The following is a 25372-nucleotide window of genomic DNA, read 5'->3' as shown; positions in this document are numbered from 1 at the left end:
TAGCTTTAAGCACTAAAATAGTGGTTTAAAATATATAAGCATATAAAACAAAGGGTTGTTAGTTAAATGAACATTGATGTTGTACAAACAGTGATCTATTCGGGCATGTTGGGCGCGATTGCGCTTTCCCTAGTAGATGTAGCTACCAGAGAAAAACAAAAAACCACCACTTTCTTAGCAGGGCTTTTATTGCTTTTGATGGTGAATGTTCTGGGTGAGCTGTTTTTATATTCAGGCGCTTATCAATATGCTCCAGGGCTCGTTGGTGCGCAGTTACCTATTAGAATGTTATTGGGTCCGGCGCTGTATCTTTATGCTTATGCTTGTATGTCACCAAATAAGGCGCCTTCGCAGCGCACTTACTTGATAGCTTTAACTGGGCCATTGCTGGCTATTTTACCTATGCTGCCATTTGTTCTTGGTCTAAGTTCAGAGCAAAAGCTTGCGCTTGCTGACCCTCTCACGCGTGACCCAGATCATTATAAATTAGCTTTATTTATGTGTGTTGGCACCATGCTCGTCTTTATTGTTTTTACTGGCATATACCTAGTTGCGACTTTAAAACTACATCATCGCCATTGCAAGCAACTGATGGACAGGTTCTCATCCATTGAACGTCAATCTATGGGTTGGTTTAGAGTCGTGTTGATCCTTTGGGGCATTGCGTGGTTTATGTATTCAGTGGAATACGTCATGGTATTCATGGGCTGGCGCTGGTTTGGAACCGGTGTTGTATTGCCATTATTTGAAGCTGTGGTGTTGGTGGCCTTTGCGCACTTAGCGCTAAAACAGTCTGTGTTGGACGAATCAGAAAAAGGTAAACCACAGGCGAATGACACCAGAGCCACCATGTTGAGCGAACAAAGGATGGCACAAATAGCTGCTAAGTTAGAAAAAGTTATGCTTGAAGATCATATGTTTATGGAAGAAGAGTTGTCGCTTAACAAACTTTCAAATGCAATTGGCATCAGTGAGAATCATATATCAGAAACCTTGTCGCAACACTTACAAATGAACTTTTTCCACTTCGTGAATAGTTACCGTATAGAGCTGGCTAAAACTTTGCTGCTGACGACGGGTAAGTTAGTGTCCACTATCGCCTATGAGGTTGGCTTTAACTCTAAATCTACGTTCAATACCGCGTTTAAAAAGCAAACGGGTTTAACGCCCTCAGCATTTAAAAAGCAACAAAAGAGCACAAGCAACGAAAAAATACTGAATTAATTCGTTCGAATAGGCCCATTACGACGACTCGATAGCACAAACTTCGCATACTGCACGCATCAAATTACTGAAATTCAAGAGGTATAATAATGAACGCGCAGAATGCACAGGGTAGTAACCTAAACTATGTAAAAATAACGGGGATTTTTTACTCGCTGGTTATTTTATTCGGCTTTTTACCAAGAGTCATGTTCGATAAACGTGTAATTTTTCGTGCAGAGGATCCAATACAAGCAATGAGCCAGTTCGAGCAAGCTTTTAGATTTGCTATTGCTGCTGACTTTATAATGTACACATTGGTGCTGATGTTGTCTTGGGGGCTTTATAAGGTTCTCAAGCCAGTTCATAAAGGTATGGCCTTAATGGGATTCGCTTTTAGATCAGCTGAAGCCATTCTCGGTTTTGTAACTCTTATTTTTTATATTATGCCTTTGGTCATTCTGAGTAATGCTGATTACTTAGGAGCCTTCAACATTGAGCAATTACGAGCACTCGCCATTTTGTTTATTAAATCCAGCGGTGTTGCTTATTACATACTTCTGCCAGTGATGGGTGTGGGTGCTGTCATCTACTGCTATTTATTTTACAAGTCTAATTATGTGCCAAAAGCGTTAGCCATTTGGGGTATGGTTACCTACATCACTATGATTGGCTATGGTGTGGTCAATGTCGCAATGGTCGATGCACCTAAAGAGCTGCAATATGCCATGTACCCTGGAGCACTGTTTGAGTTGTTATTTGGACTGTGGTTATTTTTCAAAGGAATAAAAACAAAGGGTTAAGTTTATTTATTTCACCGTTCACTTACCTTACTCTTAATCTAAGAGCGAGGTAAGTGGGCATGGCACATGAACAATAAAATTGCTCAACTTTACTTTTATACAATTTCTCATGGTGTTTTTCCGATACGTTATGCTTGGACAGTAACTTTAGGATAAGTGATCATGAAACGAGGCTTAACTCATATTTTAGGTGGTGTTGTACTAAGCGGCCTGCTTAGTAGCGTGTCATTCGCCAGCGACTTTTCTCAGCAAACCAAGCAGCAAACCATCGCCAAACTATCTTCTATATTAGTAGAAGAATATGTGTTTGAAGATATTGCTAAAAATGTGTCAGCAAAACTGCAAAGTGACTTTAATGCGGGTAAATTTTCTCAATATCAAAACCCAGAAAGCTTTGCGAAAGCGCTAACCAAGTGGCTTCAAATACAAGCAAAAGACCGCCATTTAAGAGTGCGTATGAACCCAAATACGGACTCTAAAGTAGGCGCAAAAGCCAGACTACAGCAAGAATTATTGATGCCAGCACCCGTGGGGATAGGTTCTCAAGGAGTGATTGAGGCAAGTATGCTCGAAGGCAATATTGGATATTTAAAACTTAATGGCTTTCATGTCTTAGATGACGCCAAGCCCTATTTGGATGCGGCGCTGACGCTGTTGTCATCTTCTGAGGCACTTATTATAGATGTGCGTAAAAACGGTGGCGGTTCGCCCCATACTGTGCAGTATCTTTGTAGTTATTTTTTCGCCGACAAGTTGTTGCTCAATAGCCTTTATTATCGCGAAGGAGATGAAACACAAGATTTTTATGTGCTCAGTGACGTGGGTGGTAAAAAGCTTACAGACATTCCGCTTTATATACTAACCAGTGAGCGTACTTTTTCAGCTGCTGAAGAGTTTAGTTACAACATGAGAACGCGTAATCGAGCAACCTTAGTAGGAGAGTATACTGGTGGCGCTGCAAATCCAGGTGATATGTTTGCAATCAATGATGTGTTTAGCGCATTTATAGCCACTGGCACAGCGATTAATCCTGTCACCAAAACCAACTGGGAAACGACAGGTGTCGAGCCTCACGTTAAAGTTGATGCCGAACAGGCTCTCGACAAGGCTGTTTCACTCGCTAAAAAGCAAGTCGCAGTGCGTTGGCAAGCCACAAAGCTACAAAGGCAAAAAGACATCCAAAAGCTGTTTACTTTACTTGAAAAAGTCAGCGCTAACCTTACTTATGATGATGCACAAAAGCAGCTCTATTTAACAAATTTAGCATTACTTTTTAAAGAGTTAAAACTTGATCGGTTTGCCCTGACTGAGCTTGCGCTGGAGGTGATCGAAATACAGCCTAGCTTAGCTGCACTATTACTTGAAGCGAATGCTCAACAGTTTCCAAATTCAGGGTTTATTTACGGTTATTGGGCGCAAGCGTTAGCACAGGGAGGTGATAAAGTGGCTGCGCGAAAATTGCTATCAATGGCTCTAACGCAAGTCAAAGATGAGTATCATAAAAAGCACCTAAAAGATGAACTGGCAAAGCTGGCTGAGAACGCTTCGCTCTAGAGGTCGATATAAAACACCGTGGCGATTTAGTGCCACGGTGTTACACAAATAACTAGTCGACTTGTTCAACAATATAGTGGTGATTGTTGTGTACTTCCCTAACCACTTGGTCATTTAAGAAAGAGAACGTCATTGGACGGCTGGCTGCGTCTAATGCGCCATCATCCTCAATGGTATTGTCAGTGATAATGTGTGGCGCTGAGGTATTGGTTGCATATAGCTTGATGCCATAAGTAACAGGTTGTACCAAGAGATTGTTTTTATAAACATGAGGCAACCCTCCACTTATCTGAGCGTTTTGTTGTGCCGCATTGCGAGCGAAGATGCCATTCTCACCTGCATAAATAACGTTGTTGTTAAGTACTCTTAAGTTATCCCCGTCTAACACCATACCGTTACCACCACTTCGATAGATTAGGTTGTTACTGATCTCCACATCATCTCCGCCAACTTGAATCCCCGTGTTTTGCCATACTGGGGCAAACGGACTAACACCGGTACGGTAGATTTTATTACCAGTAATTTGAGCGTTGCCCAGCACCGAATTTAACTGAATGCCATCCGCTGCGGTGTGCTCTAATTTGTTGTTATATATGCGAACATTTTCTAGCTTATGAGGGTAGACAGTGGTTGTTTCACCATTGCAGCTTAAGGTTCTACTTTTTCCTGTGTAGCCCACATACATACCTTCACCTTCTTGTGTGTGATGCACGTAGTTATCATGAATGCTAATGCCATTCATGGTGAAGTTTTCGGCCCACGTAGCTGAGTCACAGTTGGGGTCTGTTTTAATTAGCATCCCTGCAAATCTTGCGCGGTATATTTCAATGTGATCAACCTCAATTTGTTCCGTAAGGTTACCCACACTCAGTGTGCCTCCTAAGCGAATGCCAAATGGCACGGACTGACTGTCAGAGACAGACGTTAAGCGGACCCACTTGGAGCGCTCAATAGCGATGCTGTATTCATATGGATTAGTCGTCACAACACCATCTTGATTTCTAATCTGCACTGGCTGTGATTCGCTGCCAATCACGTTGGTAATTTTGATTGGGCCACGCTCTCCCTGTGCTAAACAAATCGTATCTCCAGCAGAGACGTTCATTGCAATTCCGTCAATTAAATACTGTGATGAAGGCACGATAAAGTCGCACTCATTACTAGCATTTGGCGCAGCAAAAGCTGACGTTGTGAGTAATGCCGGAGCGCTTAATAAGCTGTACAGAGCGAAAGAAGAGTGTTTCATAAAATATCCCTAATTTATTTTTGTCCACAATAATTAAACAGGTATATTGAATTGTTGCAAGTACTAATGCATATGAATGGGGTGGGAATGTGTAAATTAAGAGAATAGTATTATCTTTGTTGAAGCAACGAAAGCGCGGGCCGCTCTCGTTACTTTGGTATCTTTGCTAGCTTTGGCAATTATTGACACTTAATAGTTGAGTACAACTGATAACATTGGTTCTTGCTACCTGTGCTTTTCTTTGTCCAAGCTTTGCCATACCAATCATAGTTAGCGTATGAAGACTCATCTTCACCACACTTGATAGTACTGCCGGTCACTTCTTGATTATGGCCGCGCTCTTCACAGAACTGGTTACCATTTGTTGGGTTGACAAAGAACGATTCTAAATAGCCACGAACCCACACGCGAGGGCTATAGTAAGTCGTTGCGCTTGTTGCAAAAACGCCGTCTACTTTACTGACTTCTACAACGGCTTTGTCGAACGTGACAACACCGTCTTGCTCAATGTTTTGCACCAATTGTTCAGTTGATTCAACTTGAGCAAAAGTGATAGTTGATGCGATTGCCAAAAGGCTTAAAGCGATTTTTGTTTTCATAATTTATATACCTGCTGTTTTAGTGTTTTTAGATTCAGGTATATTTAAGCGCTACTTGATGACGCTTTTGTTTTAAAAATGTGTACGGTCTATTAACTTATTTATCTATTCCCGTGACATTGACTAAACCTTACTTACCCGAATCGGTCTTTCAGATGAGCGTACTGATAGTAGGCCAGTTGTCCAAATCGCCGAAATTGAGGGAAAGGCAGATACGGTAAAGGCGTTTGGTAAAGCGGTAATTCTGGGACGGGTTGTTTGGCAATCAGCTGTGCCAGGCGATAAGCAGCTTGCGCACTAAAGGACACGCCAGCTCCACAATATCCTAAAATATAGCCAATATTATCTTTGAGACATACATGGGGCATGTCATCAAGTGCAGCGGCTATAAAGCCATTCCAGTAGTAGTCATGCTGAATGTTGGCTAGGGAGGGGAAACAGGCGGCTAAACCTTGTTTGAGATTATTAAGATACACCTCAGAGTGTTGATCTTTAGCGAAAACAGCACCGCGGCCACCAAATAAGATGCGGTTGTCTGGTAACAAACGGTAGTAATATTTGAGAGTACGGGTGTCCATTGTTACCTGATGGGTTCTCAATCCAGTCTGTTCAAGCTCTTGTTCACTTAATGGCCGAGTCACCAAAATGCTACTTAGAATGGGTAAATATCGATTATTGATAAATGGATGAGACTGTTTGCTGTTGTACGCGTTACCGGTATAAACCACTGTATTGGCAGTGATATTCACATCAGCGATACGCAGAAAGTGTCGACTATTTTTTTCTTCAACCTGCTCAACTAATGCATTCTCAAATAGCTTCACTCCGGCTTTTATTGCCATCTCACGATAGCCTAGCAACAGTTTTAAAGGGTTTATACCAAACCCATCAGGTAATCGCATTGCCCCATATGCTTGCTGATTAAACATGTATCCTTGTTCAAGCTCTGTACTTGTCAAAAACTGGGCATCTCCCCCCAGTTGCTGTAAAAATTCAGCTTGAGCACGCAACCCTTGCATGGCTTTTTGGTTATGGGCGATTTTTAAATAGCCTTTTTCTTGCTTCTGACACTGTATGTCATGTTCATCGATAAGTGACTCAACGCGATTAACCGCAGCACTAAATTCATCATAAATGCCTTTGCAGGTTTCCATCCCCCATTTTTTTGCCATCTGTGGGTAACTGAGGCGACCTGAACCCTTGAGTACAAAGCCTGCGTTACGGCCACTCGCGCCAAAGCCCACTTGATTAGCCTCTAAAACACAACAACTAATGCTGTGCTCGTGTGCCAGATAGTAGGCTGTCAAAAGACCACTAAAGCCGCCACCTATGATAGCTACATCAAAGTGTTCACTACGTGTTGGTGCACTGTTCGCACTAGGTAAATCAATCGTACTGGCCCAGTAACTGGGAGCATAACCTGAAGATTGGCAGTGTTTATGTGTAAGTGGGTCGTAAAGAGAGTTGCTCATAAATTTCTTATTCATTGTTATTAAAACATCAAAACCATTTCAGCGGCTTGGCAGTGACACTCATTACCACATAAAGTACACACATAACCGTCATTGATACAGTTTTCAAGCCAGCGGTCGTCATGGACTTTTAGTAGCTCTCCGCCTGCTTTAGTAAAGTATTTCACCGCGCCATTACCTGGGCTTTGCATCCATAGATGAGCAATACCTGCTAGTGCGCCTTGTTGTCTAAGTGCAACGATGGACTTATGTAGTAACTTTGGTCCAATACCTTGACCCTGTGCCTCTGGTGCCACAGCTATACATTTGAAGTATGCCATTTGAGCAGGGAGTACAGGCCAGCTTTTGGGTGTGCACCACTTGTCAATCGGCCACTGCTCAGCAGCATAACTAGTTCGAAAACCTAGCAACTGACCTTGCTCGTCTAATGCCACAAAGCAAGCGTTAATATCGAACTTAGTCCCCATTGCCACCATTTTTTCAAGACCTGACGCATCAAGATAGTTGTCTCCATGTACTTGATTGGCCAGTTTGATGACTGCTTGATGATGCTCTGGGCGTAATTCAGTAATGACCATTTTAGATACCTGCTTATTTTAAACCTTATTACCTTACTGTGAATTTAATAATAAATCTTTATGAAATGGCAGGTACATAGAAACTTTTTTCAGTACGGTTTTTTACTTTGTTATTAAATAATTAGCAATGAAAGACATTGGTTAGGGTGAAAAATATACACAGAAGATTGTTACAATCCTTTACATAAAGTAATTGACAGCGATGTCATCTGATTAATACTGTGAGTTAATTGTGTGAATTTTATGTTTCACACTTGATACAACGTAAAGGAAGGAAGAATAACATGTATAAACTCACTCCCTTGGTGGTTGCACTGAACTTAGCGGCAATATCTACAGCTGGTGCTATGACGATTGAACCTGATCCGCAAAATCCAGGTGGCTATTTAGTGTCAAAAGCTGAGCTCAACGAAGCAGCGCGAAGTAAAACGAGCAATCCTATGTATGCAACTTGGGCTAAAGCCTTAGAAACACGCGACAATAGTATTGTAGAGGCGATTGCGCCGGGACTTGGTTCGAACCCTGACAATGTAAAACGCGTTGAAAGAGTTTTTCCTCAGGCACAATGGGATTTCCTCACGCAAATGGCTGCGCCTGAATACACCTACACGCGTTTTCTACGTGCTATCGGAAAATTTCCAGCCTTTTGTGGCGATTATACCGATGGCCGTGATGCCGATGCTATCTGTAAAAAGTCCATCGTGACTGCATTTGCACATTTTTCACAAGAAACGGGTGGTCATATAGCCAAGGATAATGTGTCGGATAACCCGCAAGGTTTAGAGGAATGGCAGCAGGCACTAGTACATGTTCGTGAGATGGGGTGGTCAGAAGGGCAGCCGGGATATACTACTGGTTGTGGACAAAATGACTGGCAAAATCGACGCTGGCCATGCGCAAATGGGCAGGGATATTTTGGTCGAGGTGCAAAACAATTATCTTATCATTTTAACTATGGGGCCTTCTCTGAGGTTATGTTTAACGGCGATGCGACAGTATTGCTAAACAACCCGGGACTTGTGGCTGACTCTTGGCTCAATCTGGCATCAGCGATATGGTTTTTCTTAACTCCACAAGCACCAAAACCTGCCATGTTGCATGTAATTGACCGCACTTGGAAGCCATCACAACAGGAACTAGATGCTGGGATTGGGTATGGTTTTGGTACAACCATCAATGTTATCAATGGCGGTATTGAGTGTGGCGAACAAAATAAGAACAAAGGACAACCTGTAAACCGTATTCGTTACTGGGAAGGTTTATCTCATCATTACAATGTGCCGATTGAGAGCGATGAAGAGAACACCTGCTGGCAACAAACACCGTACGGTAGTCTTAACCTCAATGGCGCAACAGATGTACTTTACACTAATTGGGAAGGGGACTGGGCTTACCATTCAGACAGACCCGGCGGCTATTCATTTGAATGTAAATTAGTAGGATACCAGACAGCTTATTCGGCGCTTGTACCTGGAGATTATGAAAAGTGTGTGACTAATTTTTATAAATCTCACGCCAGTTGGCCACAAGTACGTGTAGTGGATAATCTTGAGCCACCTGTTGATGAACCACCGGTAGGCGGCGTTCCTGCTTGGGACGCTAGTAAAGTCTATGTTGGTGGCGATCAGGCCAGCTATAAAGGCGCGATTTATGAAGCTAAGTGGTGGACTAAAGGAGATGTACCGGATTCGTCACAGCCATGGAAATTTGTAAAAAACGCTGAGTAATCATTAGCATTGCATAAAAGTAAAAAGCCGATAGTGCGTGACTATCGGCTTTGTGTTAAACGTAGAGTAGGCTAGTTTAACTTAATTATTGGTTGGCTTGGGTTTAGAGAATATCAACTTAGTTGATTTACTAAATGAATCTACGTGGCGTAGATACAAATAAAATCGCTATGACATAATACAAACCGGATCAAGTACCATTCTAATCTGATGGTTATCTGTTACAATGAAATAGATGTAATTAATTGTAAGAAAAGATGTTTTTTCAAAGTAATGGATTTTCTATGATTTAGAATCACTAACATATGAGCAATTTAACAAGGTATTACCTCCCTCCTTTTAGTGCGCCAGTAGTGCGTCATATTTTCTCGCTGTTACAAGCAAAAACAGTTACAATTCGCCCCTATAATTCCCCTGAATATGAGGCCATCTGTGTTTGCAGAACGTCAATGTGTAGAAACGCAAATTATTGCTCTTGAGCAAATTATGTTTACTGAACAATATGCTGACAAAGTGATAGAGCGATCGCTTGCTGAGCAGCCATATTGGGATCTTTCAACACGGCACGTTTTTGTAACGCAGACATACGATATTATTCGTTGGTGGCGAAAATTAGTATTTGCTTTGAGTGGGAGTGATGAGGTAGGACCGTCATCAATTTGGCATATTTGGGGCACATATAAATTACTTGAGGGTCACACTCTACCGCAATGGCCCGAGTTGGATGGACTCAACTTGCAATCCATTGAAGAGAACCTCGCCAAAGCGAGTGATGCTCAGGTGAATAGTTACCCTGATTGGTTCTGGCGCCGTGCTCAACAAGAGCTGGGAGAGCAATGGCCGCTAGTGGCTAAAGGACTGAATGTGCCCGCAAAAACTTATCTTCGAGTTAACACGCTAAAAGCAGAGTCACAGAAGGTTCAACACGCACTGAATGAAGATAACATCATTACACAGACATTGGCGCTCGATAATGCACTAGAAGTGACACAATACGGACCTCTGTTTAAATCAAAGGCTTTTTCACAAGGTTGGTTTGAGATGCAAGATGCAGGTTCGCAGCAGATTGCGCCACTGCTTGACCTTAAACCTGGTTTACGTGTAGTTGATGCGTGCGCTGGTGCTGGTGGCAAAAGCCTTCACATTGCAGCCTTGATGCAAAATAAAGGTTACGTTTTGTCGATGGATATTCATCAGCACAAGTTGGATGTATTAAAAAAACGAGCAAAACGCTCTGGTGTACACATGCTAGAAACTCGTGTAATTAAGAACAGCAAAACAATCAAACGATTAAAAGATAAGTTTGATCGTGTTTTACTGGATGTTCCCTGCTCTGGTACTGGCGTGCTTCGTCGTAACCCTGACGCTAAATGGCACATACAAAACAATAATATTGATTCGTTGATAGCACTTCAAAGTGAAATTTTACAGCGCTATAGCCAAATGTGTAAACTCAGCGGTCGCGTGGTGTATGCGACATGCTCCATACTTCCTAGTGAAAACCAGCAGCAGGTGCAGGCTTTTTTAGCCAATAACCCTCAGTTTAAGCTGGTTGAAGAATTACACTTGTTACCAGGCATAAACAGTGAATTCGATGGGTTTTATGGTGCTGTTTTAGAGCGGATCAGTGACTGATAAGCACCGAAGCTACTACTAAAATCGCGACTGAACACATCCCATTAAGCCGTTTAATATGTTGACGGCTTTTGAATATCTTGCCAAGTTTTGCACCAGCTAACAACCATAACCCATCAATAACACTGACCAATGCAATGCAGATTAGTGCCGTGATAACTACGCCCTGTGTTTTTTGCTCAGCATGTATTTCAAATTGAGAAAACAGCGTGATCAAAGAGGCATATGCTTTTGGGTTGATGATATTTAATAACACACCTTGCGAAAAACTCGGAAGTAGAGAACCTTTTGGCTGTTGTGCATCTTGGAAGTATAGTTTGTAGGCTAGATACACCAGATAGCCTACGCATAACAAGGATAACAGCGATGAAAGCTGTGGCGAACTTGCCAGCAATTGTGACAATCCAATGTTAACCAATACCATCGCCAGTGATAAGCCGGTCAGAATACCAGCCAAAAATGGTAAGTTTCGTTTGTATCCAAAGTTTGCTCCTGAGGCGAGTAAAGAGATAGGTGCAGGACCGGGGCTGCCGAACAATAGTAGTGTCATAAAAAGCAAAGAGAACAGGGCGTCGTGCATAACAACTCCTCATAGTTTATGCCGCTGGACTAATTGAATTAGCTCAGGCGCATTGGAGTCTGCATACGGTGATTTGATGTTTTAAAAGCAAGCCGTAGAACGGGCATATTGTTGTTAGAATGATAAACCGAACACATGACTCTTTGGCGCGGCTCTACGTACTTAATGATCTATTATTTTGATTTCAACAATACCTTAAGCTTTGTTTACAAACCTAAAACTGTCAATGTGAAGGGCTAAATATGTAATGAGCTAACCAGAGTAGAACCTCTATGCACTGAACTTGGTGGGTACTTCTATTTTCTTCATATTCAAAGGAGCAACCAGTGCTTGTTGTGACAAAGAGAGTCTATTAAAGTAACGGTTCGTCAGCCTATTTTTGGAGTAACAATGGGTTTTAGCAAGGGACTGTTTACGCGTGCCACTCAATTTCGAAGCTTAGGGTTTATAATTGACCTAAAGCAAGGCGTGATCTCTAAAGAGCACAGGCACCACAGAGTGCGAGCTAAAACGTTGCAAGTATTACAGATGCTGCTGTTGAATCATCAACAGGTCGTGTCGAAACAACGCCTGTTAGAGACTATTTGGCAGGGGGTTGTTGTACAAGAACAAGTGCTAACCCAATCGATTAAAGAGCTTAGAGATGTCCTTGGTGCAGATACTATTAAGACATTTCCTAAAGCTGGTTATCAATGGGTTGCCCCCGTCAGACCTGTGATAAGCGCAAAGGTTAAAGCGTCTTTACTGATGGTTGTATCCTGTTGTGCTATAGCGATAACGGTTGCTAGCAATTTGATGGTAGAGACACAAAAATCGCACCTGAACATCGCTTTTTTGCCCGTTGAAAATGACATACCGGACGAGATCCATCAGTGGGTTGCTCTAAGAGGGATGGAGTATTTATCGCAGCAACTGCAAAGTCACTCAGATCTACAGGTAATCGACCACGATCGGGTTTTGTATGCTTTTGAGTATACAAAAGCAAGTGCATCACTGCAGCCAACAGAGCAAGTATTGGTTGGATTACAGCGAAAGTTGGCAGCCAATTTGATTGTACTGACTCGTATAACGGGTTATCCGCAAGACTACCAACTGCATTATACTTTGATGTTTGAGCATGGCATTGAAAAAGGGGTCGAGTTTGCTCAAACCATAGAACAAAGTTTTGATAAGCTTATCGCTATGTTGGCACAACGTTACGCGGGCCAGTATCAATTTGCAAAACAAAAGTGGCACAGTGATTTTAGCAACGAAGCATTTGCACGCGGTGTTGAGCTTTACTTGAAGCAGGCTTATCAGCAGGCAATTCCTTTGTTTTCATCTGCTTTACAAGTGGAACCAAGCTTACTTGCTGCGAGGCGTTATTTAGCTGCAAGTTATGCAAACCTCCATCGCCAAGGCGAAGCTATTGCTATTTTGCAACAAACAGTAGAGCTACCTAGCAATGAAAATACCAGAGAGTTGATCCGAGCACATTTGATGATAGGTTATCTACTCATAAATTGGCCGCAAGGAGAGTTGCGGGAAAAAGAGTTACAAGAAGCACAATATCATATTGAGCAGGCGCAAGAGCTTGCTCAAGACCAGCAAGATAGGCTTTTTATTGCATACACTTATGAGGAACTTGGAAAGATTAAGCGCTTGCAAGGAGAGTTTGAGCAAGCCATTGAGCTATTGACGCAAGCGCTTGAATACCATCAATCATTTTATGGTCAGTACGGGCAAACTGCCGCATTAATTGAGCTGGCTAGAGTGAAGGCACAGCAAAGGCAATTTCCCGATGCAAACCAATATCTTGAACAAGCCCAAGAGATAGCAGACGACAATGGGGCACCGGCCAATCAGATTTGGGTATTACTTGCTAAAGCTGACATCGCTCGGTTGCAAAATAAGTTAATTGAAGCCGAGCAATACGCGTTGCTAGCACAGTCGATTGCTCGTTATAGTGATCAGCCGCATCTTATTTCACGAGTCGAGGCTTGGTTCAACGACCGCTCACCATATTCTCTGAATTAACAAAGTTACAAGCTACAATAGTCATCAAGCTTGGGGCGCCAATCAGGCACTGTATCGAGTTGCTGAACGTGTTTTTCGCGCAGTGCGGCGACATTGTTCATAACCGTTTGTGTATCGAGCTTGGTATCTTGTATAAAATAAACCCAATCTACATCTTGATAATATTGGCGCATTTCTTTACTTTGCAAAATTTGCTCTGCAATGAACCATAAGTTGAAGTTAATCGACATTGCCACTTCTGGGTAAACTTTTGAGCCGTGCTCGGCGAATAACTCCCCATTGATGTAATAACGCAGTTTTTTATCCGCGACTTGCAGTAACAATGTATTCCAGCCTTGTAAGCTGTTTTGGATGGTACTGTACTCATTCACGGGTGTGAAAGGATTAAGTTTAAAAGTTTCCCATGAGGTAGCAAACAGGGTTTTGCTGCCCTCTCCCCAACCGCCATTGGCAAGATATTCAAAGTCCATCTCACTATAATCTGGGTCCATAGGGGCTGCTAGTGGACTAATAGCATAAAAGGTTTCTACTATGCCATCGCCATCTGGCCCATATTGAGGTTGGTCGTTAAAATACACACGAGCAGCATAAGTTCCCTCACGGTATTTTCGCTTGTGACATACTTGGGTTTGGCGAGTGTTTTGAGCTGAGCCATCCGTTTTAGAAGTCAAACGCATCACAGTGTTGTTGTGATTAAGCGCATCAGGGTGGAAGCTGATCCCTTCTTGCCACCATTTAGCGCCTTTAACGCCCGGGTGTCCTGTTTCTGTTCGCGCTTGCCAGCCATTTGCTTTGGCTTGAGCAAAAGTCTGATAGCTAAAGTCATCAAACATAATCGCATTTTGTGCCTTTGCGCCATGCGCTGTACTTATTGCTACTGTGATGACACTTAACTTAAGTATTCTATCTATAGTCATTGTTTTATCCTTACTCATGTTGGGAGGGTTGACCTTAAAACTTTGTAAGGAAAAACATGTAAAAACACTAATTAAAAATAGTTAAATCACCCTGAAAAACAGTTAAAGTAATGATAAATATACTTAGTTTATTAATTCCATGGTGTGATAGAGTCAATCCACTTCTGTTTTGTAAATTGAAAACCCTCGGCTTTGGTAGTTTTTTAGAGCACTGGGGTGGTCCAAATCACAGGTGTGAACCCACAGTCGCTTAGTCGAGGCGAGTGACCACGCTGAGCTAATAGCATGACTTAATAATGCACCACCATACCCTTTGCCAATAAAACTTGAGGTGAGACCAAAGTAAGCGATTTCTACGTTGCCATTGTCTTGCATACTCAACTCATAATATCCAGCGATGGCTCCTTGAACGTAGGCTACCCAAGTGCGGATATGGTTACACTCAATGTGATTTTGCCACTGTGGGATAGACCAAGACAGTTTATCTGTCCATTGCCATTGCTTTCCAACAAAGGAGTATAAGAACTGGTTAAACTCTGGTTGCGCAAGTTCAATTTCGGTGATCTGCAATTGTTCTGGAATTGATGAAGGAATGAGTGCTTGCTTACTCAACATTTCAAGGTAGTAGGTTTGCATTATTCACGTCCTGATTTTATTTGTTAAATGCTGAACACATTACACTGTTCTCAGCTAGTTCACGCTTATCTCATTTATGTAATCCATTTGAAATGGTTACTTATCCTGCTTTGCGGATGTTAAGTCGAAGTCCCACGATACGGTATATTTCATGTCATGGTAGAGTGAACGTATGACTTCTACTTGTTTGACTAGAGAATTAACCCCTGTAAAGCTACCATCTTGTACATAGACTTCATACCAAGTCTGCATCTCTTTTTGATAGTATTTGTCTATTGCATACTGCATTAATGGGGGATTTGCATCTTCAATACCCGCCACAAATAGAGAAATAAAATTGGGCTTTAGCCAACTGTCTTTGGCCATCGATTCTAGCGTGCTGATATTCTCAAAAACATCTCCCTTGCTGATTGAGAAATTACCAGTTTGCTTTGAAATGAGCAATTTTCTTGGTACGAAAATACTCGTTGCGGTTCCACCATTGCCCCAGTTTTGTTGATGGAACCACACTTCAGCACCCTCTATTGTAGGTATTAGATGAGGCGTTTCTTTGGCGATGAAAGTTTTGTTTAAATAGAGTGTTTTTCCACCCCAAAGGTTCTTTGCTGGAATAACGAGTTCGATGTTATTCGAAAGTGTGTTGCCACAAATTCCATATCCGACAATCATCCAGCCAATATTCCCTTGTGCTGATTGTATTGCTTTGACAGCTGGCTTGTCTTTACGGCAACTAAAGAAACGTCCGCCAGTGCTAGAGCTGTGAACAAATTGGCCATTTTCATATACGCTGTATCTTATTAATTGTGCCTGTCCAGTTGCTGTTGTGACTTCGGTGCTAGAGATTTTAATTGAGTATTTATCTTCTCCAATAGTAAAGTTGTCTTCGATACTGGCTATAGATAGGTGAGAAAAGAAGATAGCGATTGCTATGGCAAACGATTTGACTGTCATTACTAGCTCGTAAATAGCGATTAACTTGAGAGCTCAACTTTCAAGTTTTTATATTGGGTACGTGGGGCGTATTGTATCTAAATTGTATTTTTAGACAAGTCTGGTTGGTGGTTCTAAGTAAAGTGCTATCAACAAGAATTTTGTTGGGGCTATAAAACGATAAAAGGGCCTTGCGGCCCTTTGGTGAAGTATCGTTCAAGTTAGTATGAATGCCTTAACCCCTTAAGACATTCAACCAATTGTTTTGCAAATGCGGCAGGTAATCTCGTTAAGTTTCTAAGCTAGCGAGAGGAAAAACCCTGCAATTGCTGCGCTCATTAGGTTAGCCATTGACCCTGCTAAAACCGCCCTGAGCCCTAAGCGTGCGATATCCTTTCTACGACTTGGCGCCATACCGCCTAGTCCGCCTAGTAAGATGGCAATCGACGATAGGTTAGCAAAGCCACATAACGCGAATGTGACAATCGCTTGCGTATGTTCACTTAACCCATCTCGATAATTCATAAAGTCTAAGTAGGCAACAAACTCGTTAACTACTAGCTTTTGGCCGATAAAACTACCGGCTGTTACCGCTTCATGCCATGGTACGCCAATCATCCAAGCGACCGGAGCAAACAGGTAACCTAAAATCTCTTGCAATGTAAGTGTAGGGTGATCAAACCATGCACCAATACCACCTAACATGCCGTTTAATAAGGCAATTAACGCGACGAAGGCCAGTAACATTGCACCGACATTTAAAGCTAGGTGCATACCGCTTGACGCACCTGCAGCGGCCGCATCAATAACGTTAACTGGTTTATCTTCCTCGGCGTTTACGTCCGCCAAAGTTTGTTTTGGCTGCTCTGTTTCTGGCACGATCATTTTTGCCATCAAAAATCCGCCTGGTGCAGCCATAAAGCTGGCAGCAATCAAGTACTTAAGCTCTACACCAATAGCAACATAACCCGCCATAACGGAGCCTGCAACGGTTGCCAAACCGCCTACCATAACCGCAAATAACTCTGACTTGGTCATCGTAGGTATAAATGGTTTAACTATCAAAGGCGCTTCAGTTTGACCGACGAATATATTAGCAGTCGCCGACAATGATTCTGGCTTTGATGTTTTAAGTAGCTTTTGAAGTCCACCACCTAAAATTTTAATGATCCATTCCATAATGCCTAGGTAATATAAAACCGCTACCAAAGCTGAAAAGAATACAATAACGGGTAACACTTGCACCGCAAAGATAAAACCCAAAGAGCTTTTGTCCGCAAGTGGTCCGAATAAGAACCCGATACCATCATTGGCATAGCCGATGACGGCTGAAACAGCGCTGGACATACTTGCTAAAGCATTTTTACCCGCTTCAACAAACAGTACAAAGCCTCCAATCGCAACTTGCATCGCAAGCGCTACGCCAACCGTACGTTTATTTATAGCGCTACGATTTGTTGAAAAACCGTAAGCGACGCTTAGTAGCATTAACATGCCCACCAAGCTCATTATTGTTGTCATGCCTTAAAGTTCCCGTTTTATTCTTGCAGTAAATATTTTATTTTACTTTTAATTATATCAATCGCAACGCGATTCATACCGCCACGGGTGACGACCAAGTCGGCATTGTGCTTTGAAGGCTCAATAAACTGATAAAACATTGGTCTTACCGTTGCTTGATATTGTTCAACCACAGACGGTAAGCTTCTACCGCGTTGCTCAATGTCTCTTTGCATTCTACGCAGTAAACAAATATCTAAAGGCGTATCAATAAACACCTTGATATCAAATTCTTCACTTAATGCGGGGTCGCTTAACAGTAAAATTCCCTCTATAATTAATATCTTAGCGGGAGTTACTGTGCGCGTTTCGCTGCTGCGAGTATGTTGAGCATAATCATAAGTCGGCACTTCTACCTGATTACCTAATCGCAATTGCTCTAAATGTGAGCGCAGCAAGTCGTGCTCAAACGCATCTGGATGGTCATAGTTCGTTTGTGTTCTATGCTCAAACGGTAAATGCGATTGATCTTTATAATAAGCATCTTCTTCAATAATGGCGATCGCGCCAGATTCGAGCTCATTGATTAATTCATTATATATTGTTTGCGTAAATAGAGATTTGCCAGAAGCAGAAGCTCCAGCAATGGCTATAATTGTTCGTGTCACTAAAGTTCACACCCAGCAGTTGTTAACGTTGGAAGATCACAATAGCAAAAAAGACACGATTAATCTCTTTTGCTTCGCTTAGGATGCAAATTTAGCGATTTTGCAGACAACAAAACAGGACTTATGTCCTGTGGGACAAAATCAACAAGTTCAACGCAGATAATGAATTTTATGATGCTTTTATGACAGCGGACTTATGTCCTGTACGATTATTCGGAGCAACAATAAAGTAGCAATCAATGGGAGCGCAAGTGAATAATTACACAAATGTAAACCACAAATGTAAACCCATGTCTTGTAATTAAGAGGTAAACAATGGCAAGAGCAATCATTTTAATGGCAGATAGCCTAGGCATTGGTGCCGCTCCAGACGCTGAAAAGTTTGGTGATGTTGGTGCAAATACCCTTGCACACCTCTTACAAGCATATAAAAAGGAAACAGGCAAAGCACTGCCTTTACCAAATTTGAGCCGACTAGGCTTACTTGATGCGTGTGAAGCTGCGGGTAACGAACACTGTGAAACCAGTGAACGTCAGCCAGCGCAAGCTGCATGGGGTTATGCTAAAGAGTTATCTAGTGGTAAAGACACGCCTTCGGGTCATTGGGAAATGGCGGGTGTACCGGTGCTATTTGATTGGGGATATTTCCCAAATACGGTGCCTTGTTTTCCTCAGTCGTTTATAGATGAGTTATGTAAACGAGCTGATATTCCAGGCATTTTGGGCAACTGCTATGCCTCTGGAACAACAATTTTAGAACAACTGGGTGAAGAGCACGTAAAAACAGGTAAGCCTATTTGCTACACCTCAGTTGATAGCGTTTTTCAAATAGCCGCTCATGAGCAATCGTTCGGCCTTGACAAGCTTTATCAGGTATGTGAAATCGCACGGGCACTGCTTGATGAAATGAATATAGGACGAGTAATTGCGCGGCCGTTTATAGGCACCTCGAGTGCCGACTTTATTCGTACCGGTAATCGTCGTGATTACTCGGTATTACCGCCAGCGCCAACGCTTCTTGACAAGTTGGCAGAAGATGGTGGTGAAGTGATCAGTGTAGGCAAAATTGCCGATATTTATGCGCATCAAGGCATAACTCAAAAGCACAAAGCGCCTGGGTTGATGAACTTGTTAGAAAAAACGTCAGAATTGATTGATACAGCGCCTGATCACAGTTTGATCTTCACTAATTTAGTGGATTTTGATGAAAAATTTGGTCATCGCCGTAACGCAGTTGGATATGCTGAGGCACTGGCACAGTTTGATGCCTTTTTGCCGACTATACTAGAGAAGTTGCAAAGCGATGACCTGCTAATGATCACGGCCGACCATGGGTGTGATCCAACAGCTGCCGGTACCGACCATACACGTGAATACGTGCCTGTATTGGCTTATACGCCTGGTATGGCGAATGCTCCATTAGGAGAGAGACAAAGTTTTGCAGACATAGGTCAAACCCTTGCCCAGTGGTTTAATTTATCTGCGCTTGAGTATGGTGAAGGGTTTATTTCTTCACTAAACAAAGCATAAAAAAGGAAACAAGCAATGAGCACACCTCATATTAGTGCAAACAGTGGTGATTTTGCCGAAACAGTATTAATGCCAGGCGATCCGCTTCGTGCGCAATATATTGCGGAGCATTTTTTGGAAGATGCACGCCAAGTGACTGGTGTTCGTAATATGTTCGGCTTTACAGGTACTTATAATGGTAAACCTGTGAGTATCATGGGCTCAGGTATGGGTATTCCTTCAATGTCTATTTATGCCAGAGAGCTAATTGTGAGTTATGGCGTTAAAAATCTGATCCGAATTGGTACTTGTGGCGGTATAAGTCAAGACATAAAAATCCGTGACGTGATTTTTGCGCAAGGTGCAAGCACAGATTCAAATGTCAACCGTGCTCGTGTTCGTGGCTATGATTTTGCAGCAATTGCAGATTTTGGCTTACTCGAGAATGGCGTTAACGCTGCACGTAAATTGGGTATTGAAGCGAAAGTCGGTAACGTCTTTACCACTGATACCTTTTATCAGGCTGATGGTAGCTTTTACGAGCAACTAGACAAACTTGGCATCATGGCTGTTGATATGGAAACGGCTGGCATGTATGGCGTTGCAGCAGAGTACGGTGCTAAAGCTATGGCTTTATTCACAGTAAGTGATCACGTGATCACAGGTGAAGCAACACCAGCAGAAGAGCGCCAAAGTACATTCAATGAGATGGTGAAAATCGCGCTAGAGTCGATTTAACAAATTTCGTTTGCAGGTTGTTGCAACCTGTAAACTCAAGTTCCTTGGTAACGTAATCGCAGAGTTTTGGAGACACGCCTAAAACAAAGCGAATCACACCCAAAAAGCCGCACTTAGTGCGGCTTTTTTTTATCTGCGGTTGCATATAATTAGCTTTAATTTCACTCTAACTTATTCAAAATATTCAACTATGCTTAGTAAACGATGATTTATGGTGATCAAGTTTATGACATCGATAGCATTTTTGATCTCTACTTGGCTAATGATGCCAGTTACAGCTGCTCAGTTAGAAAGCTTTGTGCAATTGGCTGCTAATAATCCACAGCAGGCGTTGGAGCTATATCCAAAGTATGTAGCCAAGTTTGACGAGCAAAATATTGATATACAAGCAGCATTACACTTAGAAGCTTTACTCGCGGCAATGAATAGTCGCAGTTGGCCGACTTTTGTGGCAATCACTGAATCACTAAAAGCACCCGAAATTCAGTCAGTTTTAGCGGGTAAAAGATTCAAGCTGCTGACCAGAATAGGCGTAGCATATAGATATAACAATCAATTGGAGCAGGCCAAGTTACATTACCAGTGCGCTTTAGACTTAGCTGACAGTGATCTGGAATTGGCAACATTGAAAGTAAATCTGGCCATCGTCTTTCGTTTGTTAGAGCAACCTGCGATGGCATTTCAGATCATAGATAGCATCGACAGTGAGCTGTTATCGACACCCGTAAAAGCAGGGTATAGTGTGATTAGAGGTAATATTCTTCAGTCCTTATATCGCTTTGATGACGCACTGGCGTCGTTCGAACTGGCACATCAACTCTACATCAAGTTGAACAATCAGCAATCTAGAGTCAGCATCACACGAAATATACTCGGTGCTGCACTTGCTTCAAAACAACCGGGAAGCTACGTCAAATATCGCACCACTTATGCAGATGAGATAAGCCAATATGGTTCCGAATCCAGAGACTATTTAACTTGGATGGATACCATTAATAATAGTATGCAAAAAGGAGAGCTTAGTGCACAAGATGAGGAATTTTTAAAGCAGCAAGTTACCCCATTAACTGAACTCGGCTATAAAGAAGCGCTGAAAGAGCACTTGAAGCGCATAAATGCGATACATCTTTACCCCAAGAAAGTGGCAGCTAGAAAAGGCGAGCAAGCGCTGCCTGAAAATATCGGAAAACCTTGGTGTGCCTTACTTTGACTTTAATCGTTTATCTGCCATGGTTTATTTAGCAATATGAGTACTCACAGAGTAATATAGCGGGAGACGAGGCAATGGCACAGTGGACAACAGGGCGTGTGGTGGAAATAAATTGGTGGACGCCCAGCTTATTCAGCTTGAGAGTTTCGGCGAACATCCAACCTTTTAAAGCGGGCCAATTTACAAAGCTCGCACTACAAATTGGCGATAAGCGAATTGCCCGCGCTTACTCATTTGTTAATTCTCCTCAAGATCCTGTTTTAGAGTTTTATCTCATAGAAGTCCCCGATGGTAGTTTGTCTGAACGCCTTGCTGAGCTCAAAGCTGGGGATGAAATAATGATTGAAGAGCGAGCGAATGGCTTTTTAACTTTGGATGAATTGCCCGATGCGGACACGTTATGGATGCTAAGTACTGGCACTGCTATTGGTCCGTTTTTATCTATTCTTGCCCAAGGTGAATTGTGGGATAGATTTAAAAGAGTAATATTGGTTCATGGCGTACGACAAAATACTGATTTAACCTATCAAGACCGTATTAAGGCTGTGCAAAAATTATTCTCTCAGTTTCAATACGTACCTGCGGTATCAAGGGAGCAGCCGGAATTTGGTCTATTCGGTAGGATAACAAACTTGTTGGATTCAGGTAAACTAGCCGAATATTGTGGCTATGATGCTCTACCTCAATCAAGCCACTTTATGTTGTGTGGTAATCCACAAATGGTGAAAGATACGACCAACATATTAATTAACAAAGGGTTTGATAGGCATAGAAGGGCTAAGCCTGGTCACATAACTGTTGAACAATATTGGTAGATAAGAGACATTAAGGTAAGGCTAGCATTTGGGTGCGTCTTGAACCGATAAACTTCATTAATTGGTATTAAAAATGAGTGATGATAAAAGGATAAAACTACTCTACCGAGTTGAACCTGGGTGTTTGGGTCCAACAGGTAAGGACTTCATAGAAGGTTTTTGTAATTTTGCTAATGAGAAAATCAAGCCACCTGTTTATGCTTTGTTTAGTTTTGTGCCTCGGTACGATAAATCTTTGCCTGAGAGAGAATATAAGGTCGGTAATAAAAACCTATCGGAGCAACAAGTGAGTGCCTACTTAAGTCGTCTTGAAAAGGATAAAAGTGAGTTTGAGGAGCAAATAGATGAGCTGCTTTCTCACGCTATTGATACCTATTTGAGGCGCACTCATAAAGTGTGAACATTACTCAGGTAATTATATGATACAAGTATTAGTTTGTATTTTAGTGATAATTTCATGCAATAGCTTCGCAAAAACAATTAGGTACGTTGACGCAACGATACTGCGCAATAACCCAAATAACATGTATTTTGTAAAAGTATTGGAGTTAGCGCTTGCTAAGGCGAGCAAGGGTGGTGAGGCCCAGTGGTTACAGCCGTTGGATGTAATAATCACCCAGCAGCGTCAGTTGATCGAACTAAAAAAGAAGAATATTGATGTAATGTGGACCATGTCTTCTGCACAGCGTGACCGACAAGCGCTGGCGGTGCCGGTGCCGTTAGCATTTGGGAGTTATGGCTTGCGGGTGCTGGTGATCAACAAAGGTGACCAACATGTATTTAGTAGACTAAAAAGAGCTGAGCAATTAAAAAAACTAACTGCACTGGTTGGCAGAGACTGGCCAGATAAATCTATCCTACTTGATAATGGTTATCAAATAGATGACTCCTACAACGAGGAGTTATTGTATAGTGTACTGCAAAATGAAAATGGCTACTATTTCCCAAGAGCTGTGACAGAGGCTAATTCAGAGCTTTCAGTGATGAACAATAATCAGTTAATGATCACACCTAGATTTGTCATGCAGTATCCCGCAGTGATGTATTTTTATGTTCGAAAAGGCAACCAAGAGCTTGCTCAAAAGCTAACTCAAGGGCTGAAAAAGGCCCTTGAAGATGGTAGTTTAGAACAGCTTTTCTTTTCATTTGAGCATCACCGAAAAGCATTTTCTGCGTTCGATTTTACAAAAGCTGAATTCATCCAGTTAGAGAATAGACAACTACATGCATCCGCAGACCTTACTCAGATCTACGAGATGCAAAAGCGCTTGATTGACAATGCGTTTAACTAGTTTCAATCATCTCATTGAAACTTGCATTGTCATGCAGGCTGGCAAACGCCGCTTCATGAAGCAGTTCATTTTTTAAATTCGGTGCGTATTCCAAAGCCATACGAATGTCGGTCATTGCGTCCGCATGCTGGTGTAACATCGCGTAGGCACAGGCACGTTGCCAGTAGGCATAACCGTAGTCATTATCCATCTCCAATGCTTGATTACACAATTGGATGGCCACGCCAGTTTGTCCCAGCTCTAATAATGCATCTGCTTTATATGCAATAGCTTCTACGTCTTCAGGCTTGCGCTTTAATATCTCATCATATATTTCAATTTTTGAGTTCATGTCGCTTTCTAAGTTAGCGCGCATCCACAGCGAGTGAACTTCATTGGTTATGGTTATCTTCTTATGATTATTAAGGATTTCTTCTGAGCGTTCTTTAAGTTTAGATTCCAGCACTTGTAGACGTTGCTCATATTCTTCTGTGATATTGCCAACACGCTCTTTAACTAAATCCTCTACCTTGCTTTTGATATCTCGCAGTGAGTTCCAGCCTACGACCACTAAAATAGATGCGGTGGCTGTGATAATGAACAATACGTTATTAATAGTATCGGTGGTGTAGGTTAACGCTCGGTCAGCGGCATCGAGCTGACTGTGGGTCACTTGCTTGGTTAAGTCTTCTCTAAGTTTCTGTTGGTCATAGCGAACAGCTTTGAGTTCATCAAGGATGTATCGTTCGAGTAGAGGCTTGTACATGGGCTCTTGTAGTTCATTGAGCACTTGTTGCTGCTGTGCCTCATTAGGGGCTGTTTGTTGGGCATTGACGTTTATGCTAAAAATAAAAGCGGACAATATAAAGAAGAGTAATTTCATAACTGACTATACTTTAAGTTAATTCAGGTTGCATGGTGCATGAAGTAATATAAAAATGCAAAAGCAGGAAGTTTTTTAAAATCATTTTATCGCTATTTTTGCAATATAAAAATGCAATGCGCATAATAGTGGACCGTAAATTATTGTGGGCTGCGAAATGAGAGTATGTTGGCTGGTATTGTTATTACTCCCTTGCTTTAGCATTGCACAACCTATGCTGAATGTTGTCACCGAAGAATGGGTGCCATATAACTTCACTAATGAAAAAGGTGAAATAGTTGGTCGTGCGAGTCAAAAAGTAAGAGAAGTATTAGATGCGGCTGGGGTGCAATATGAGATCCGCAGCTACCCTTGGGTTCGATCTATGAAGCTTGCACAAAGTAAGAAAAATACCATGATCTACTCAATATACCGGACCAGCGAGCGAGAAAGCCTATTCCTTTGGGCATGCCCATTACTTAACCCCGTAAAAGAATTTTTGTTTAAGTTGCGTACCCGCGATGATATTCACGTTGAAACCCTCGATGATGCAAAAAAATATATTACCTCTTTAGTACGAGGCAGCATTTCTCACGAATATTTAGTTGAAAGAGGCTTCGAAAATGGCGTTAACTTAGATCTGACTGCGGACCCAAGTGCCAGCCCCCGCAAACTATTAGCCAGAAGAGTCGACTTTATTATTACTACTGAATACACAGCATATGAGAGAATGAAGGAACTTGGCCATCCTTATGAACTGTTAGAAGCGGTACATGAGGTAAAAAATGCGGATGAACGCCGTGCGTGTATGGCGTTTAATAAAGACACAGATCCTGAGATTTTGTCACGTGTCCGTAAAGCTCTGGCAGAACATAATGCTCGATATGTTGGCCCTTGATAGCT

24 protein-coding genes are annotated in these 25372 nt (G+C 42.1%); 13 read left to right on the top strand and 11 right to left on the bottom strand.

Annotated features, from left to right (window positions below):
* Window positions 1–66: 66 nt before the first annotated feature.
* From BIW53_RS19275 to BIW53_RS19265, 3 genes are all read left to right on the top strand, one after another.
* Window positions 67–1224: a helix-turn-helix domain-containing protein gene (locus BIW53_RS19275; RefSeq protein ID WP_070993653.1), complete on the top strand. Its 1158-nt coding sequence runs from the start codon at window positions 67–69 to the stop codon at window positions 1222–1224.
* Window positions 1225–1313: 89 nt separating this feature from the next.
* Complete coding sequence (locus BIW53_RS19270) at window positions 1314–2006, top strand: DUF4386 domain-containing protein (RefSeq protein WP_070993652.1); 693 nt, start codon at window positions 1314–1316, stop codon at window positions 2004–2006.
* 162 nt (window positions 2007–2168) lie between these two features.
* Complete coding sequence (locus tag BIW53_RS19265) at window positions 2169–3560, top strand: S41 family peptidase (RefSeq protein WP_070993651.1); 1392 nt, start codon at window positions 2169–2171, stop codon at window positions 3558–3560.
* 52 nt (window positions 3561–3612) lie between these two features.
* Here BIW53_RS19265 and BIW53_RS19260 read toward each other — a convergent pair whose 3' ends face one another.
* From BIW53_RS19260 to BIW53_RS19245, 4 genes are all read right to left on the bottom strand, one after another.
* Entirely contained in the window at window positions 3613–4806 is a 1194-nt protein-coding gene (locus BIW53_RS19260) for a right-handed parallel beta-helix repeat-containing protein (protein ID WP_070993650.1), read from the bottom strand.
* Between the two features lie 179 nt (window positions 4807–4985).
* Window positions 4986–5405 (bottom strand): hypothetical protein, encoded by a 420-nt coding sequence (locus BIW53_RS19255; protein ID WP_070993649.1) that lies wholly within the window; start codon window positions 5403–5405, stop codon window positions 4986–4988.
* Between the two features lie 134 nt (window positions 5406–5539).
* On the bottom strand, window positions 5540–6877 hold the full coding sequence (locus BIW53_RS19250) for an NAD(P)/FAD-dependent oxidoreductase (RefSeq protein ID WP_070993648.1): 1338 nt from the start codon (window positions 6875–6877) through the stop codon (window positions 5540–5542).
* A gap of 20 nt (window positions 6878–6897) precedes the next feature.
* On the bottom strand, window positions 6898–7455 hold the full coding sequence (locus BIW53_RS19245; protein ID WP_070993647.1) for a GNAT family N-acetyltransferase: 558 nt from the start codon (window positions 7453–7455) through the stop codon (window positions 6898–6900).
* 284 nt (window positions 7456–7739) lie between these two features.
* Here BIW53_RS19245 and BIW53_RS19240 point away from each other — a divergent pair, with 284 nt between their 5' ends.
* Window positions 7740–9182, top strand: coding sequence for a chitinase (locus BIW53_RS19240; protein ID WP_084228264.1), 1443 nt, complete (start codon window positions 7740–7742; stop codon window positions 9180–9182).
* A 432-nt stretch (window positions 9183–9614) separates the two neighbouring features.
* Entirely contained in the window at window positions 9615–10817 is a 1203-nt protein-coding gene (locus tag BIW53_RS19235; protein WP_245699488.1) for an RsmB/NOP family class I SAM-dependent RNA methyltransferase, read from the top strand.
* Here BIW53_RS19235 and BIW53_RS19230 read toward each other — a convergent pair.
* Complete coding sequence (locus tag BIW53_RS19230) at window positions 10807–11397, bottom strand: LysE family translocator (RefSeq protein WP_070993646.1); 591 nt, start codon at window positions 11395–11397, stop codon at window positions 10807–10809. The two genes, BIW53_RS19235 and BIW53_RS19230, sit on opposite strands and share 11 nt — an antisense overlap.
* Window positions 11398–11787: 390 nt before the next feature.
* Here BIW53_RS19230 and BIW53_RS19225 point away from each other — a divergent pair, with 390 nt between their 5' ends.
* Window positions 11788–13413, top strand: coding sequence for a winged helix-turn-helix domain-containing protein (locus BIW53_RS19225; protein ID WP_070993645.1), 1626 nt, complete (start codon window positions 11788–11790; stop codon window positions 13411–13413).
* Between the two features lie 5 nt (window positions 13414–13418).
* Here BIW53_RS19225 and BIW53_RS19220 read toward each other — a convergent pair whose 3' ends face one another.
* From BIW53_RS19220 to udk, 5 genes are all read right to left on the bottom strand, one after another.
* Window positions 13419–14330, bottom strand: coding sequence for a glycoside hydrolase family 16 protein (locus BIW53_RS19220; RefSeq protein ID WP_245699487.1), 912 nt, complete (start codon window positions 14328–14330; stop codon window positions 13419–13421).
* Between the two features lie 153 nt (window positions 14331–14483).
* Window positions 14484–14966: a GNAT family N-acetyltransferase gene (locus BIW53_RS19215; protein WP_070993643.1), complete on the bottom strand. Its 483-nt coding sequence runs from the start codon at window positions 14964–14966 to the stop codon at window positions 14484–14486.
* 96 nt (window positions 14967–15062) lie between these two features.
* Window positions 15063–15917 carry a hypothetical protein gene (locus BIW53_RS19210; RefSeq protein WP_070993642.1) on the bottom strand — a complete coding sequence of 285 codons (855 nt, stop codon included), beginning with the start codon at window positions 15915–15917 and terminating at the stop codon, window positions 15063–15065.
* Between the two features lie 276 nt (window positions 15918–16193).
* Window positions 16194–17417, bottom strand: a complete 1224-nt coding sequence (locus tag BIW53_RS19205) for a NupC/NupG family nucleoside CNT transporter (protein ID WP_070993641.1) — start codon at window positions 17415–17417, stop codon at window positions 16194–16196.
* Window positions 17418–17434: 17 nt separating this feature from the next.
* Window positions 17435–18064, bottom strand: a complete 630-nt coding sequence (gene udk, locus BIW53_RS19200) for a uridine kinase (protein WP_070993640.1) — start codon at window positions 18062–18064, stop codon at window positions 17435–17437.
* 315 nt (window positions 18065–18379) lie between these two features.
* On the opposite strand from udk, the gene BIW53_RS19195 reads away from it, so the two are divergent.
* The 6 genes from BIW53_RS19195 to BIW53_RS19170 all read left to right on the top strand — a co-directional run bounded on the left by BIW53_RS19195 (window position 18380) and on the right by BIW53_RS19170 (window position 23628).
* Entirely contained in the window at window positions 18380–19594 is a 1215-nt protein-coding gene (locus BIW53_RS19195; RefSeq protein ID WP_070993639.1) for a phosphopentomutase, read from the top strand.
* 15 nt (window positions 19595–19609) lie between these two features.
* A complete protein-coding gene (gene deoD / locus BIW53_RS19190) occupies window positions 19610–20311 on the top strand; it encodes a purine-nucleoside phosphorylase (RefSeq protein WP_070993638.1) in 702 nt (233 codons plus the stop codon).
* A 226-nt stretch (window positions 20312–20537) separates the two neighbouring features.
* Window positions 20538–21521, top strand: coding sequence for a hypothetical protein (locus BIW53_RS19185; protein ID WP_070993637.1), 984 nt, complete (start codon window positions 20538–20540; stop codon window positions 21519–21521).
* Window positions 21522–21595: 74 nt separating this feature from the next.
* A complete protein-coding gene (locus BIW53_RS19180) occupies window positions 21596–22336 on the top strand; it encodes a ferredoxin--NADP reductase (RefSeq protein ID WP_070993636.1) in 741 nt (246 codons plus the stop codon).
* A gap of 73 nt (window positions 22337–22409) precedes the next feature.
* A complete protein-coding gene (locus BIW53_RS19175; protein ID WP_070993635.1) occupies window positions 22410–22736 on the top strand; it encodes a hypothetical protein in 327 nt (108 codons plus the stop codon).
* 19 nt (window positions 22737–22755) lie between these two features.
* Window positions 22756–23628, top strand: coding sequence for a type 2 periplasmic-binding domain-containing protein (locus BIW53_RS19170; RefSeq protein ID WP_070993634.1), 873 nt, complete (start codon window positions 22756–22758; stop codon window positions 23626–23628).
* Here BIW53_RS19170 and BIW53_RS19165 read toward each other — a convergent pair.
* The gene (locus tag BIW53_RS19165) at window positions 23621–24490 is read right to left on the bottom strand and encodes a TPR end-of-group domain-containing protein (RefSeq protein WP_070993633.1); all 870 of its coding nucleotides are present in this window, start codon (window positions 24488–24490) and stop codon (window positions 23621–23623) included. The genes BIW53_RS19170 and BIW53_RS19165 overlap by 8 nt on opposite strands.
* A gap of 157 nt (window positions 24491–24647) precedes the next feature.
* Here BIW53_RS19165 and BIW53_RS19160 point away from each other — a divergent pair, with 157 nt between their 5' ends.
* On the top strand, window positions 24648–25367 hold the full coding sequence (locus BIW53_RS19160) for a substrate-binding periplasmic protein (protein WP_070993632.1): 720 nt from the start codon (window positions 24648–24650) through the stop codon (window positions 25365–25367).
* Window positions 25368–25372 lie beyond the last annotated feature (5 nt).

It is taken from the genome of Pseudoalteromonas byunsanensis (genome assembly GCF_001854475.1).
GTDB lineage: Bacteria > Pseudomonadota > Gammaproteobacteria > Enterobacterales > Alteromonadaceae > Pseudoalteromonas > Pseudoalteromonas byunsanensis.
Note: the sequence above shows the minus strand (reverse complement) of the source record. Positions and strands in the feature narration are given on the sequence as shown.